15 protein-coding genes are annotated in these 14,420 nt (G+C 66.0%); 12 read left to right on the top strand and 3 right to left on the bottom strand.

Annotated features, from left to right (window positions below):
* Positions 1-176 precede the first annotated feature (176 nt).
* From ACVOLJ_RS04175 to ACVOLJ_RS04150, 6 genes are all read left to right on the top strand, one after another.
* Complete coding sequence (locus tag ACVOLJ_RS04175; protein WP_481563531.1) at positions 177-1,793, top strand: ShlB/FhaC/HecB family hemolysin secretion/activation protein; 1,617 nt, start codon at positions 177-179, stop codon at positions 1,791-1,793.
* Positions 1,794-1,830: 37 nt separating this feature from the next.
* Entirely contained in the window at positions 1,831-3,615 is a 1,785-nt protein-coding gene (locus ACVOLJ_RS04170; RefSeq protein WP_481563530.1) for a DUF2341 domain-containing protein, read from the top strand.
* A 10-nt stretch (positions 3,616-3,625) separates the two neighbouring features.
* Positions 3,626-4,039: an ExbD/TolR family protein gene (locus tag ACVOLJ_RS04165; protein ID WP_481563529.1), complete on the top strand. Its 414-nt coding sequence runs from the start codon at positions 3,626-3,628 to the stop codon at positions 4,037-4,039.
* A 39-nt stretch (positions 4,040-4,078) separates the two neighbouring features.
* Entirely contained in the window at positions 4,079-4,744 is a 666-nt protein-coding gene (gene tolA, locus ACVOLJ_RS04160; RefSeq protein ID WP_475278939.1) for a cell envelope integrity protein TolA, read from the top strand.
* A gap of 42 nt (positions 4,745-4,786) precedes the next feature.
* Complete coding sequence (locus ACVOLJ_RS04155) at positions 4,787-6,532, top strand: putative porin (RefSeq protein WP_481563528.1); 1,746 nt, start codon at positions 4,787-4,789, stop codon at positions 6,530-6,532.
* Positions 6,533-6,628: 96 nt separating this feature from the next.
* Positions 6,629-6,958, top strand: a complete 330-nt coding sequence (locus tag ACVOLJ_RS04150) for a hypothetical protein (RefSeq protein WP_481563527.1) — start codon at positions 6,629-6,631, stop codon at positions 6,956-6,958.
* Positions 6,959-7,007: 49 nt separating this feature from the next.
* On the opposite strand, the gene ACVOLJ_RS04145 is transcribed toward ACVOLJ_RS04150, so the two are convergent.
* Entirely contained in the window at positions 7,008-7,406 is a 399-nt protein-coding gene (locus ACVOLJ_RS04145) for an OsmC family protein (RefSeq protein ID WP_475278936.1), read from the bottom strand.
* A 364-nt stretch (positions 7,407-7,770) separates the two neighbouring features.
* Between ACVOLJ_RS04145 and ACVOLJ_RS04140 the strand changes: the two genes are divergently transcribed.
* From ACVOLJ_RS04140 to ACVOLJ_RS04125, 4 genes are all read left to right on the top strand, one after another.
* Positions 7,771-8,175: a response regulator gene (locus ACVOLJ_RS04140; protein WP_475278935.1), complete on the top strand. Its 405-nt coding sequence runs from the start codon at positions 7,771-7,773 to the stop codon at positions 8,173-8,175.
* Between the two features lie 93 nt (positions 8,176-8,268).
* Positions 8,269-9,771, top strand: coding sequence for a sensor histidine kinase (locus ACVOLJ_RS04135; protein WP_481563526.1), 1,503 nt, complete (start codon positions 8,269-8,271; stop codon positions 9,769-9,771).
* 132 nt (positions 9,772-9,903) lie between these two features.
* Entirely contained in the window at positions 9,904-10,476 is a 573-nt protein-coding gene (locus ACVOLJ_RS04130) for a hypothetical protein (RefSeq protein ID WP_475278933.1), read from the top strand.
* A 23-nt stretch (positions 10,477-10,499) separates the two neighbouring features.
* Positions 10,500-11,141: a hypothetical protein gene (locus ACVOLJ_RS04125; RefSeq protein WP_481563525.1), complete on the top strand. Its 642-nt coding sequence runs from the start codon at positions 10,500-10,502 to the stop codon at positions 11,139-11,141.
* Positions 11,142-11,193: 52 nt separating this feature from the next.
* On the opposite strand, the gene proP is transcribed toward ACVOLJ_RS04125, so the two are convergent.
* Entirely contained in the window at positions 11,194-12,681 is a 1,488-nt protein-coding gene (proP, locus tag ACVOLJ_RS04120; protein ID WP_475278931.1) for a glycine betaine/L-proline transporter ProP, read from the bottom strand.
* Between the two features lie 574 nt (positions 12,682-13,255).
* Here proP and ACVOLJ_RS04115 point away from each other — a divergent pair.
* Positions 13,256-13,672, top strand: a complete 417-nt coding sequence (locus ACVOLJ_RS04115; RefSeq protein WP_475278930.1) for a baeRF12 domain-containing protein — start codon at positions 13,256-13,258, stop codon at positions 13,670-13,672.
* Between the two features lie 5 nt (positions 13,673-13,677).
* The gene (locus ACVOLJ_RS04110) at positions 13,678-14,001 is read left to right on the top strand and encodes a thioredoxin family protein (protein ID WP_475278929.1); all 324 of its coding nucleotides are present in this window, start codon (positions 13,678-13,680) and stop codon (positions 13,999-14,001) included.
* 76 nt (positions 14,002-14,077) lie between these two features.
* Here ACVOLJ_RS04110 and ACVOLJ_RS04105 read toward each other — a convergent pair whose 3' ends face one another.
* A complete protein-coding gene (locus ACVOLJ_RS04105) occupies positions 14,078-14,326 on the bottom strand; it encodes a hypothetical protein (RefSeq protein ID WP_475278928.1) in 249 nt (82 codons plus the stop codon).
* Positions 14,327-14,420 lie beyond the last annotated feature (94 nt).

Below are 14,420 nucleotides of genomic sequence, written 5' to 3'. Positions count from 1 at the left end.
CTCTGCAATACAGACGAAGTACGCGCGCAGTGTCCGCCTGCGCTCGTTCGCAGGCGGTCAAAAGATGACAGTGCTGTCACAAAACTGTTGGCGGTTTTGACGCGACGTGCACGTCCTGTTGGTAGACCCACGCGCCGCTGCATGGCCACTCCTTTCGATACGACGCGATGCATTCGATGACTCCTGTTCCGTGCCGAGCCGTCCGCCCTCTGCTGCGCCTGCATCCGCTGGTGCTGGCCCTGGCGGCGCTGCCGCTGCCATCGTTCGCACAGGACGCAGCGCCCGCGCCCAGCGTGAACATCAACGAGTACATCGTGCGTGGCAACACCGTGCTCGACCCACGCCAGATCGAACGTGCAGTGCAGCCGTTCCTCGGCCCGGGCAGGACCCTGGCCGATGTCGAGAAGGCACGCGATGCGGTCAGCGCGCTCTACCAGCAGGCAGGCTACCAGTCGGTCTATGTCGAGCTGCCCGAACAGCAGGTCAGTGGCGGCGTGGTGCTGCTGAAGGTGCAGCAGACGCCGATCGGCCAGCTGCGCGTGGTCGGCACCCGCCACGAGTCGCCCGAGCGCATTCGCGAGCGGGTGCCGGCACTGGCCGAGGGCAAGGTGCCTGATTTCGACCAGGCACAGAAGGAACTGACCGCGCTCAACGAAGGCGGCCGCCGCCAGGTGATGCCGCTGGTGCGCGAAGGCCAGGTGCCGGGCACGATGGATGTGGACCTGCAGGTGGAAGAGAAGTCGCCGTGGCGGGCCAGCGTGGCGGTCAACAACGACCACAGCGCCGATACCGAAAAGCTGCGCCTGAGCGCCTCGCTGGCCTACGACAACCTGTGGAAGCGCAGCCATAGTGCCAACATCGGCGTGTATCTGGCGCCGGAAGATACCAGGCAGGCCAAGGTGTTCTCGGCCTCGTACATGATGCCGTTCGAAGGCACGCCGTGGAGCCTGGAAGCGTCCGGCTACACGTCCGACAGCCGCGTACTGAACGCCGGTGGCCAGGTGGGTACAGGTACCGGCACCAACGTGATCGGCAACGGTCACTCGATCGGCGTCAAGCTCAACTACCGCCTCGCTGGCAGCAGCCAGTGGTGGCGCCAGCTCAGCCTCGGCGTGGACTTCAAGGACACCGAGGAAGACACCCAGATGGGCAAGGACAGCCTGAAAACGCCGCTGAAGTATGCGCCGATCACCCTGGCGTTCGTGGGTGTGCGCCAGGGCGAGCACGACCAGTTGAGCATCAACACCCAGCTGGTGGCCGGGACCCGTCGCCTGTTCGGCTATGGCAGCGATGCCACCGCGTTCGGCCAGAAGCGTTACTGGGCCGATCCGAGCTTCGTGGCGTTCAAGGCCGACGTGGCCAACACCCACACCTTCGGCAGCGACTGGCAGTGGTATGCGCGCGGCTCGCTGCAGGTGACCGACGCGCCGCTGGTATCGGCCGAGCAGTTCGCCGCCGGTGGCATGTACACCGTGCGTGGCTATCTGTCGGCCGAAGCGATCGGCGATTACGGCGGGCTGGCCAGCCTGGAGTGGCGTACCCCGGCATGGTCGCTGTGGAGCGGCACCGATCTGCGCGTGTACAGCTTTGCCGATGCGGCCTACCTGCGCCTGCGCCAACCGCTGCCCGAACAGCGCGACAAGTACAACCTGGCCTCGGTCGGCCTGGGCGCGCAGCTGCGCCTGGGTGAACACCTGCAGCTGCGGCTGGATTACGCCTGGCCTTATGCCGATGGCCCGGTCACGCGCAAGGACGATCCGCGCCTGCATTTCAACATCAGCACCAGTTACTGACCTTTCCCTTGAGATGCGTTCTCCGGAGACCTTTCGCATGGACCGTTTGCTTTCCCGAATGTTGCTGCTGCTGGCGGCGCTGATCGCGCTGCCCGCCGCTGCAGCCGATACCAACTGGTGGCAGGCCGAATGGAAGTACCGCAAGCCGATCACCGTCGACGCCGGCCCGCAGGGTGCGGGCCTGGCCGGCAATCCCGGCCGCACGCCGCTGCTGCTGCGCCTGCATACCGGCAACTTCGGTTTCGATGGCACCCAGGATGCAGGCAACGACCTGCGTTTCGTGTCGGGTGATGGCCGCACCGTGCTGGCCCACCAGATCGAACAGTTCGATCCCAAGCTGGGCCTGGCCCTGGTCTGGGTGGACGTGCCGGCGGTCAGCGCGGCCGCGCCGCAGACGATCTGGATGTACTACGGCAACGAAAAGGCCCCGGCCAGCGGCAACGGCCAGCAGGTGTTCGATCCGGACTACACGCTGGTCTACCACTTTGCCGAGGCCAATGCGCCGGCACGCGACACCACCGCCTATGGCAACAATGCCGGTGCGGTAGTACCGCCATCGGAAGGCTCGGTGATCGGCCGCGGCGTGCAGCTGGGCGCAGGCCCGCTGCCGCTGCCAGCCAGTGCGTCGCTTGCGCAGGAAGCGGGCGCGCCGCTCACCGTTTCGGCCTGGATCAAGCCGGGCAGCAACACGGCGGCTCAAGCGATCTACGCCCGCCGCGATGGCGCCTCCGAGCTGGTGCTGGGCATCGAGAACCGGGTGCCGTTCGTACAGCTCAATGGCCAGCGCAGCACGCCGGCGCAGCCGATTCCGGAAGGGCAGTGGGCACATGTCGCGATGACGGCGGAGAAGGGCGCGCTGCAGCTGTACCTCAATGGCCGCGTGGTTGCGCAGCTCAGCGGCGAGCTGCCGGCACTGGGCAGCGCCCCGGTGGTGGGTGCCGATGCCCCGGGTGCGGCACAGCCATTGGCCAGTTTCGAAGGGGCACTGGATGAGCTGCGCATCTCGCGGGTTGCACGTCCTGCTGCACTGCTGCTGGCCGATGCCACCGCGCAGGGCGCCGATTCGCGCCTGATCAGCTACGGCGCCGACGAGCAGTCGGCCGGCCAGAGCCACTTTGGTTTCATCCTGAAGGCGATGCCGTTCGATGCCTGGGTGGTGGTGGCCATCCTCGGCCTGATGATGCTGATGTCCTGGGCAATCATGATCGCCAAGAGCCGTCACTTCGGCCGCACCAGCAAGGCCAACGCGGTGTTCACCGCGTCGTTCGGCAAGTTGTCCGGCGTACCGCTGCGCACGCTGTCGGACATGGATCGGCAGGGCAAGGTGCCGACCGCCATGCATGAGGGTTCGCTGTGGCGCATCTACCAGGTGGCCATCGATGAAATGCAGCAGCGCCATCAGCGCGACGGCAGCAGTGGCTACCTGAGCGGGGCCACCATCGCCGCGATCCGCGCCTCGATGGATGCGGTGATGGTGCGCGAACAGGAAGCGATGGCACGGCGCATGAACTGGCTGTCGACTACCATCGAAGGCGCGCCCTACGTGGGGCTGTTCGGTACGGTGATCGGCATCATGCTGGTGTTCGTGGTGGCGGCGATGGCCGGCGCGGTGGACATCAACTCGGTCGCGCCGGGCATGGCCGCCGCGCTGCTGTGTACCGCCGCCGGCCTTGGTGTCGCGATCCCGGCACTGTTCGGCTACAACTGGCTGGGCGCGCGCGCCGATGCGATCGGCGCGGACATGGCGGTGTTCATCGACGAGTTCACCGCGCGCCTGGCCGAAGAGCAGGACGGGCGCAGCCCGGCCTCGGTCCAGGGTTGAGGGGCGCGCCATGGGCCAGAAGGCGAAGTTCGGCATCAAGAAGCGTGAGAAGGGCATCAACGTGACGCCCTTCGTCGACGTGCTGCTGGTGGTGCTGGTGATCTTCATCCTGACCAGCAACGCGTCCATTCCCGGCATCGAGGTCAACCTGCCGAAGGCCAGCAACAGCACGGCGCTGGAGAAGCCGAAGACCAAGGCGATCACCATCGACCCCAGTGGCCAGGTATTCCTGGATGCCTACCCGGTGACGATGGCCGAACTGGAGGACCGCCTGCGGACCGAGCGTGCCACGTCGCCGGATTTTCCGGTGATCGTACGCGGCGATGCGCAGGTGCAGTACGCGCGGGTGGTGGAAGTACTGGATCTGCTGCGACGGCTTGAACTGGCCCAGGTCGGCCTGGTCACCGGCAAGGCTCAGGGCTGAGCCATGGCCGGTCATCAACCTCCCCGGCAGGACCCCGGCATGCGTGGCCGCCCGTTGCTGGTGACCATCGCGCTGGTGCTGGCGGCATTGCTGGTGCTCGGCGTCGCGCTGTGGTGGCTGCTGTTGAAGGACACCGCCAGCACCCGGCGGCCGGTGGTGCAGCCGCCGATGCTGGCGCTGCCACCACCTCCGCCGCCGCCACCGCCACCGCCGGAACAACCACCGGAGCCGGAGACGCCGCCGGAGGAAACGATGCCCGAGCCCGAACCGCTGGATCAGCCAACGCCCGCTGAAGAGCCGACGCCGAGCCCGGACAACGCCGACCCGGTGACGATGAACGCCGACGCGCAGGCCGGCGGTGACAACTTCGGCATCCAGTCCGGCAGTGGCGGTGGATCGTCCGGCGTCGGCCGTGGCGGTGCCGGCAATGCCACCTACGGACGCTACCTCGGCTACCTGATGCAGCAGGCGATCTCACGCGACGACAAGGTCAAGCGCCTGGCGTTCCAGCTGCAGGTGAACGTCTGGCTGGCTACCGATGGCCGCCTGGAGAAGGTCGAGCTGGTGCGTGGCAGCGGCAACGAGGAGGCCGATACGGCCGTGCTCGATGCACTGCGCCGCATCGGCAAGGTTGACCAGGCGCCTCCACCATCACTCGATTTCCCGGCCCGCGTCCTGATCCAGGGCCGGCGTCCCGGGGCCTGATCCCTGACTTCCGTGATTTCCCTTCTTTCGATGAGAACCGTGATGAACGACCACGTCCGCGCACGAATCGACTCCCGCCGCCTGCGGCCGGCCCGACGGGCGCTGCTGTGCTGCGCCGTGCTGCTCAGCCTGGCTGCTCCGGCCGGTGCGATGGCCGCCGAAACCACCATGGTCAAGCTGATCAAGGGCCTGATCGCCAGCGGTGCGTTGAAGCCCGACGACGGCCAGGCCCTGCTGCTGGAGGCCGAAGCCGAGGCGGCGGCCGCACAGCGCACGGCCGCCACGGCGACCGCTGCCAGCACCGGCGGTATCGCGCTGGAGGCAGGCGACGTGCGCGTGCCGTACGTGCCGCAGAGCGTACGCGATGGCATCCGTGACGAAGTCCGCCAGGACGTGATGGCGCAGGCGAAGGCCGAAGGCTGGGCGGCACCCAACGAAGTGGCCGAATGGACCAAGCGCATCAAGGTGAGCGGTGACATGCGCGTGCGCAGCGAGTCGCGCTTCTACTCCGAACGCAACAGCGACATCGAGACCAACTGGGCGTCGATCAACGCCGGCAGCGGCTTCGACACCAACACCAATACCAATCTGCAGCTGCCGCCGCTGCTCAACACCCGCCAGGACCGTCGCAACCTGTGGCGAATCCGCGCGCGACTGGGTATCGAGGCCATGATCGGTGAGCACACCACCGCCGGTGTCCGCCTGGCCAGCGGCAGCAGCAATGGCCCGGTATCCACCACCGAACAGCTCGGTGGTGGCCTGGGCAAGAAGGATCTGTGGCTGGACCAGGCCTGGCTGGCCTACGCCCCGGCAGACTGGGTAACCGTGCGGGGTGGTCGTTTCGGCAATCCGTTCTGGACCAGCGATACGCTGTTCTCCAACGACCTGAACTTCGATGGCCTGGCCGCCAACCTGAAGTACGACATCGATGGCGGTGATGTCGGCCTGTTCGCCAATCTGGCGGTGGCGCCGCTGGAATACACCTCTGACAGTTCACCCAGCCAGAGCCGGGTCAAGACCCCCAACGAGAACAAGTGGTTGTCCGGCGCGCAGGTGGGCGTGAACTGGCGCTTCAACGACGACAACGCACTACGTGCGGCACTGGGCTACTACGATTTCAAGAACATCAGTGGTCGCCTGTCCTCGCCGTGTGCGCTGTATGCCGGCGCGGTAGGCTGCGATACCGATTGGTCACGCCCGGTGTTCATGCAGAAGGGCAACACCCTGATGCTGATCCGCGATATCGCACGCAACCCGCTGGACCCGGCCAACACGCCGACCCCGCAGTACGTCGGCCTGGCCTCGGCGTTCCGTCTTGCGACCTTCAACCTGCGCTGGGACACCCAGCTGGCGCAGGACATCGGCATGCGCCTGGAAGGCGACTTCATCCGCAACCTGGCCTACGACAAGCAGGCGATGTTCGCTCGCGCCAACAACGGCATCGTCAACAACTACGGCGCCGGCGGTACCGCCAGCATCGATACCTTCCGCAGTGGTGATACCGCCTGGATGCTGCAGGCCACCTTCGGCGCCACCGAACTGAAGGAGAAGGGCCAGTGGCAGGCGCTGCTGGGCTACAAGCATATTGAAGCCGATGCGCTGCCCGATGCCTACAACGATCCGAACTTCCACCTGGGTGGCACCAACGCGCGTGGCTACTATGTCGGCGGCGCCTATGCGCTGGATGCGCGCAGCTGGATCAGTGGCAAGTGGATGGCGGCCAAGGAAGTCTCGGGCGCGCCGCTGTCCATCGATGTGTTCCAGCTGGAGTTCAATACCGGTTTCTGATCGGACAACGTGACCGCAGTCACGGCCGGTGTGGCGGGGGCGCAGCAATGCGCCCGTCTAGGGAAGAGGACCACACGTTGCACACAGGAGGAGTGGATGAGCCGTCGCAAGCTGTTCGAGAGTTCCGAGCCCGCCGCGCAGATGCTGGGCATCGGGCCGGCCTACGTGTCGGTGGAGGGCCTGCGCCAGCATCTGGCCGAGTTCCTGCTGTATGCCGGGCGCCCGGTGGTGATCATGCGGGGGCGCAGCGAGGTGGGATACTTCCTGCCGGCACGCTGCTGGCGCCAGCGCGACGATGATCCGCTGGCGGCGGCCGCCGCCGATCAGCTGCTGGATGCGGCCGGTTTCCAGGCCGAGGACATCCAGCAGGTGGAGCAGGAGTTCAACGCCATGCGCCAACGCACCGTGCTGCATTCGCGGCGCTGAACGGCCGCGTTGGAACGGATCGCCGGGCATGGCCCGGCGAACCCCACGATCATGCGACCGGCCCGCGCTCGCTGGTAATCCGTGCACCCTCACGCATCACCAGCGTCACCGGGGTCTTTTCCACCACTTCCAGCAACCGCTGCCACTGCGCATCACTCAGCTCGGCGCTGGCGTGCAGTACGCGGTGCACGTGGAAGCGACCATCGGCATCACGCTCCGAGCGCAGCTCGGCATGGAACTCGCCCAGCTCCCAGCCCTTGCGCTGTGCATACATGCGCAGGGTGATGGCAGTACACGCCGCCAGCGATGCCAGGTACAGGTCGAACGGCGCGAAGCCCTTGCCCTGGCCGCCCAGCGATGCCGGTTCATCGGCGTCCACATCGAAACTGCCATTGCTGATGTGGTGCAGGTAGTTGTCGCCGGTCGAAACAATGCGTGCGTAGGCCATCGAAGTCTCCATCTGTCTATAGCGTCGAGCCATGCTCGACCGCTTCAAAAAAGGCGGCGCGGGCCTCAACCCACGCCGCCACGGTGTCACTGGCTTAGATCGTACTGGAACCGGTTGCCATCGCGGCATCGCTTCCCGCCTGCGCCTTCGCTGCGCATACTCCGCCTCCGGTCGGCCGCCATCATCCCCGTCGTTGCCCGGCCCGGCGTTCTGCACCCGCTCCACCTGACAGGGCCGCTGTCTGTGCCGCGTCAAGGCCCGGCAACGCTTTCATCGGCAGCTCGTCACGCGCCCTTGTAGCCGATTTCGCCACTCTGCAGGCATGGCGGCCATCCGGTGCCGCCGTGGCAGAGGAGTGCGACACGTGGTACAGGCAGGCAACAACGATTCAGGCCTCAAGGGCGTTCGGGTGCTGGTGGCGGAAGATGAATTCGCCATCGCGATGTTTCTGGCCGAATACCTGCAGCTGAAAGGCGCCGAAGTGATAGGCCCGGCCGGCGATCTGGAAGCGTTGGGCCGCCTGCTGGACAGCCACGCGGTGGATGCTGCGCTGCTGGACATCAACCTGGGTGGCGAAAAGGTGTATCCGCTGGCTGATCGGCTGAATGCGGCGGGCACCCCGTTCCTGCTCACCTCCGGCTATGACGACAACCTGCCCAGCCGCTTCGCCGGCGCACCGCGCTGTTCCAAGCCGTACCGCATCGAAGCACTGGCACAGCAGCTGACCCACCTGCTGTCGATCAGGCGCGCGTCGGCCAGTACCGCCTGATCGCTGCATATGACCCGATTGGCAGGTGCTGGTTCGTCCCCACACTCTTCGGCAGCCCCGGATGCGCGCGCCCTGCATGCACGGCGCGACGGCATGGCCGCGCGCATTGCCGGTCACGACTGGTCGCAGACGCCCCTCGGCGCGCGCGAACAATGGCCATCGCACCTGCGCGCAACCGTGGACCTGATGCTGGCCCACGGCTTCCCGATGATCGTGCTGTGGGGCCGGGATCTGGTGCAGCTCTACAACGATGGCTACGCCGAGATCCTGGCAGACAAGCACCCCGGCGGCCTGGGCCAGCCTACGCAGGCCTGCTGGCCCGAGGTCTGGCACATCAACGGGCCGATCTATGATCGGGTCTGGCAGGGCGAAACCCTCAACTTCCAGGACAAGTGCTACCCGCTGGCGCGGCAGGGGCAACTGCAGGATGTGTGGTTCACCATTTCCTACAGCCCGATCCGTGACGGTGCCGGACAGATCAACGGCGTGCTGGTGACGATGTTCGACACCACCGCTGCGCACGTCGCCCAGGCCGCGCGCGAATGCGAGCAGCAGCGGCGCCGGGAAAGCGATCATCGGCTGGAACTGGCCTTCCGGATGCTGCCGGTGGGGTTGTGCATCGCCGATACCGAGGGCCGGGTGCAGCTGTCCAACGACCAGATGCGCAACTACCTGCCGACCGGCCAGGTGCCATCGGCCGACCAGGGCAACCAGCACCGCTGGCAGGGCTGGCACGCCGATGGCAGCCTGATCGAACCACACGACTTCGCCATCGCCCGCGCCCTGCGTGGTGAAACCGTGGTGCCGGGGCTGGAGTTCCAGTTCACCCATGATGACGGGCAGGTGCGCTGGACCCGCATTGCCGCCGCGCCGCTGCGCGATGCCGAAGGTCAAGTCAGTGGCGTGTTCGCTGTTGCCATCGACATCGATGAACTCAAACGCGCCACCGAGCGGCAGTCGGTGCTGCTGGCGGAGCTGCAGCACCGTGTGCGCAACATCATGGCCACCATCCACGCCATCGCCTGGCGCACGCAGGAATCGGTCGGCAGCGTGGATGAGTACGCCGAACGGCTGACCGGCAGGTTGATGTCGTTGGCCCGGACCCAGGCGCTGCTGACCCGTGCCGCCAACGCCGGGGTGTGCCTGCGCGGCATGCTGGACGAGGAAATCGCCGCGCAGGTGCATCTGCCTGGCCAGTACGCCCTGCAGGGCGAAGACCTGTTGCTGCCGCCCAAGGCGGCCGAAGTGCTGTCGCTGGTCATCCATGAGCTGGCGACCAACGCGCTCAATCATGGCCGCCTGGCCCAGGGCGAAGGGCAGATCGAGGTGCACTGGGCCATCAGCCAGGAAAGCGCACAGCCGTGGTTGGCACTGCACTGGTGCGAGCGGCACGCGCCTGTGGCCGACTGGGTGCCGCCGCAACGTCGCGGCATGGGCTGTTCGCTGATCGAAAAGCGTGTGCCCTACGAGCTGGCAGGCACCGGGCAGCTGCAGTTCCGCGCTGAAGGGGTGGACGCACACATCCGCTTCCCGTTGCGCGAGCGCGACAGCCTGCTGCAGACCGACGCGCCTTCAGCCATTGCCCAGGCGTCCTGACCCCGCGGCGGCTGCGCAACGGCAGCCGGTGCGGTTTCGTATGCGATGATCGCTGCCGGACAGTCGGCAATCAGGGTGTAACAGATGCACCAACGGAAGCGAGCACGGGCTCTGGGCCTGCAGGCGCTGGGGATGATGGTGACGCTGGCGGCCGCGCCGATGGCGTGGGCCGCAGCGCCGCCTGGGGACGCGCCAGAGGATGAAGCGAAGGCGGAAGCGATCACCTACGACAAGGCGCGGCGCACCGCAGAGGCATCACTGCGGCTGCACCCGGGTACGGACAGCCAGTTCGACTACCGCCCGCTGTGGGCTGGCAACGCGGACCTGGATGGCGATGGCCGCCCGGAAATCCTTTACCTGTACACCGCCACCCAGAGTGGTCCGGCGCAGCAGCTCAACGAACTGGTGGTGATGACGGCGCTGGCCGAGGGCGATCCGCGTGGGCAGTCGCCGTCGCCCGGCAAGACCGCCTATGACGACGAAACCTACGCGATGATCCGCGCGTCGGGCTACGCCAATGATGCCAGCGTGCACATTCCCGGTGAAATGGAAACGGTCAGCATGGAAGGCGACCGCATCCGCGTGACCTTCAACAGCAGCCGCAGTTCAAAACTGTGCGTGCGCGGCAAGGCGGCCTGCCCGCCGGAAGGAAAGCACACCTGGGTGTACCGCTGGACGCCGGGCAAGCTGGCCCGCGCCGACTGATCGCACCTCGGCAGCGCCGGGCCATGCCCGGCGGCTCACGCCAGTCACCCGACAAGGACATCATCATGCAAGGATATGCAGCTTCCCACACCTTCCTGCTGTCTGCCGCGTTCGCACTTTCCGCATTGTTCGGCTGCCTGCCGGCGATGGCTGCGAAAAAGATCGCACCCCCCAGTCTGGTGCAGGCCTATGACGCGGCCCAGGCCTCACTGCGCTGGATTCCCGGTGATGACATCCAGCACAGTTTCCATCCGGTATGGACCGCCGTTGCCGATCTCGATGGCGACGGGCGTTCCGAAGTGATCTACCTGTACAGCGCCACCTACACCGGTGGCTCCTTCCCACAGAGCAACGCGGTCATGGTGATGACGGCACTGAAGGAAAATGACCCGCGTGGCCAGGTCAACCCGAAAAGCCTGGCCCGGACCGATGCCGAAATCTTCGCGGCAATCCGCCAATCAGGTTATGCCGATGATGCCGGCGAGCAGATTCCCGGCGCAGTACGCTCGATCAGGATCGAGGGCAGCCACATCGTGGTTGCGTTCAATGTAGTAGCCGGCGCCAGAACCTGCGAAGTGGTGGGTTTCAAACACATCTGTCCGCCCGATGGGGACTATGTGTGGAGGTTGCGCTGGTCGCCCGGCGCGTTGACCCGCGTGGATTGACGCTCCCCGAATACGGCAGCGCCGGGCCAACGCCCGGCGCCACCGCACTCACTCAGGCCCGGGTTACCTGTTCCGGCTCACCGGCTTCCGGCAACGGCGGCAGGGTGCGGTCCACGGTCACCGGGCCATCGCCCTTCAGCAGCGCGGCCGCTTCCTTGTTGCAGCCCACTGCCGGCGGCGAACCACGCAGCGGCATGCCCGCGGTTTCCTTCACGAACATCATCGTGATCAGGCCGATCACCGCGGCCACCATCAGGTAGTAGGCGGGCACCAGCGGATCGCCGGTGCGCTCCACCAGCCAGGCGGTAACCAGTGGCGTGGTGCCACCAAACAACGACACCGACACATTGAACGCGATCGACAGCGCGCTGTAGCGCACCGGCGTATAGAACAGCGCCGGCAGGGTAGAGGGCATCGAGCTGGTGAAGCACACCAGCGCCAGGCCCAGCAGCATCAGGCCAAGGAAGATCAGCCAGTCATTGCCGCTGCCCACCAGCAGCAGGCTCGGCACCGCCAGCACCAGCAGCGCGATACATGCGCCGATGATCATCGGCCGCCGGCCCAGCTTGTCACTGAACAGCCCGCCGACGATGTTCAACGGCATCATCACCAGCATCACGATGATGATCAGCAGCAGGCCCTTGCTCTCCGCATAGCCCATGGTCACGCTCAGGTAGCTGGGCATGTAGGTCAGCAGCATGTAGTCGGTCACGTTGAACACCAGCACCAGGCCCATGCACACGATCAGCTGGCGGCCATGCACGCGCAGCAGCTCGCCCAGCCCCGGTCGCTCGTGGTCACGCTTTTCTGCTTCCTCGGCATAGGCACGGAAGGCCGGGGTTTCTTCCAGCTTCATGCGCATGTACAGGCCGAGCAGGCCCAGCGGGCCGGCCACCAGGAACGGAATGCGCCAGCCCCAGTCCAGCATCTGCGCGCTGCTCAGCAGCATGTGCAGTGCCGTGACCGTGCCGGCGCCGGCGATATAGCCGCCCAGCGTGCCGAACTCCAGCCAACTGCCCATCAGGCCGCGATTGCGGTCGGTGGAATATTCAGCGATGAAGGTGGCCGCGCCACCGTATTCGCCGCCGGTGGAAAAGCCCTGCACGATGCGTGCGAGCAGCAGCAATACCGGCGCCCAGATGCCGATGCGCTCGTAGGAGGGAATCAGGCCGATGGCAAAGGTGCCCATCGCCATCATGATCATGGTGAAGGCCAGTACCTTCTGGCGCCCGTAGCGGTCGCCCAGCGGGCCGAACACCATGCCGCCCAGCGGGCGTACCAGGAACGCCACGGTGAAGGTGGCGAACGCGGCGATTACCTGCGCGGTGGGGTTGCTGGACGGAAAGAAGACCTGGCCGATGGTGACGGCCAGATAGCCGTACACGCCGAAGTCGAACCATTCCATCGCATTGCCCAGTGCAGCGGCGCCGACGGCGCGCTTGAGCATGGGCTTGTCGACGACGGTGATCTCATCGACCTTCAGGTGGCGGCGGCGTTTGAACCAGCCGAAATGGGCATGGGCATCGGAGTTGTCCTGCATGGGGACTCCCTTGGAAGAATGGAATGTGGGGGATGGGCGGTGCGAAATGTCCCGAAAGTCGGAAACGGCGATGCTGGCGCAACAGGCGCAGGGACATCGGAGTGAGTGCCCGCAAGCGGGCAGAGAGGGCGTGTGCAGGCAGCTGCCGCGCACGCGACAAGCATGGCCCGCCGCAGAAGCAGCGGACAATCGGACAGGGCCGATCAGTGTCAGCGCAGGAATGAACGCAACGCGCTGGAATCAGCGGCGGGGCAGGGCCCGCAGGCGTTATCCGCCGGGATCCAGCGCGAGGCGATGGAACGGCGAGGGGGAAGCGATGATGGAAAGCGAAGCGCCTGTCGGCAGTGCTTCCCGCATGCCCGCAACGGCGGCAGGCATGCAGTGGGTCGTGTCGATCATCTGTTCATGATAACGGTTACGGTGTGAGCATGCAGAGAAACACGCCTGTGCGAACGCTGCGTTCCAGATCGCCTGTTCATGCAGGTACGGTGGTTACGCGGAATGAACGGGTTGTGCTCGTTGCACTCACACGGCAACTTCTACCGTGGTTGCGAACCAACGCAAGGAGTAACGCATGACCCGTCGCATTCCCGAAGGCACCCTGGTTGTTGTCGCCGATGGTGGCTCAGCACGCGTGTTCACCAACGTTGGCAGCGAGCAGAAGCTGAGCTTGAAACAGGAGGGCGAACTGCGCCTGCAGGACATCAGTGAACAGGGCGTTTCCGGGCAGGGGCCGGCCGGTGCGGTGCCCAAGGACATGTCCATCTCCCAGCTCAACGAGGCGACGTTCGCCAAGCAGGTGGCCGAGCAGCTCAATGAAGACGCGCTCAAGAACCGCTATGCGCACCTTGTGCTGATCGCCGATCCGACCACGCTGGGCCGCATTCGTCCGCTGCTGCACAAGGAAACCCAGTCGCGGCTGCTGGCCGATATCGCCAAGGACCTGACCAACGCACCGCTGGAAGACATCCAGCGAGCACTGGCGGCGTAGCGCGCATGCCGTTCATGCGTGACCACGTTGCAGCAGAGCCGGCCCGCGCGCAGGTTGACGCGCAGGCCGGCTGGCTGCTGCTGGAATTCGGTGCGCCGTGGTGCGGCCATTGCCAGGCCGCCCAGCCGGCATTGCAGGCGTTCGTGGACGCGCACGAACTGCCGCATTGGAAGATCGAGGATGGCAAGGGCAAGCCGCTGGGCCGCTCGTTCCAGGTGAAGCTCTGGCCCACCGTCATCCTGTTGCGTGACGGCACGGAAGTGGCGCGCGTGGTGCGCCCGGTGGACGCCGCCGATCTGGCAACGCTGCAGAGCGCGCTGCCGGATTGATCACATTCTTCTTTCTGTAGAGCCGGGCCATGCCCGGCTGATTGCTGCCAAGCCATGCGCGACTGGGCTGCAGGATTCAATGCAGCGTCACCCGCACGTATTGCCCACGCAGCTCATGCAACAGCCGCCGCCCATGCTGGCTCAACGCCATCATTGCCACGCTGATCTTCTGCACGCTGTATCCCGGGCGAAGATGCGCCTGCGGGTCGGCCGGCTCGTTCTCGCCGATCATCATCGCCATGCCCTCGGCGGTGTTCAGGGCGTGCTCGATGCGGAAGAACAGCGATTCCACTTCCGGGGTCAGGACGGGGGATTCGTGTGACATGCGATGGCTCCTTGAAGGACATGGCCACCTGTAGGGTGGCGGGCGGTGCGGGGTTGGAACTCCGGCTGAACTACTGGAAACGCCGTTGGGCCAT

The organism is Stenotrophomonas sp. STEN046, assembly GCF_056759755.1.
Note: the sequence above shows the minus strand (reverse complement) of the source record. Positions and strands in the feature narration are given on the sequence as shown.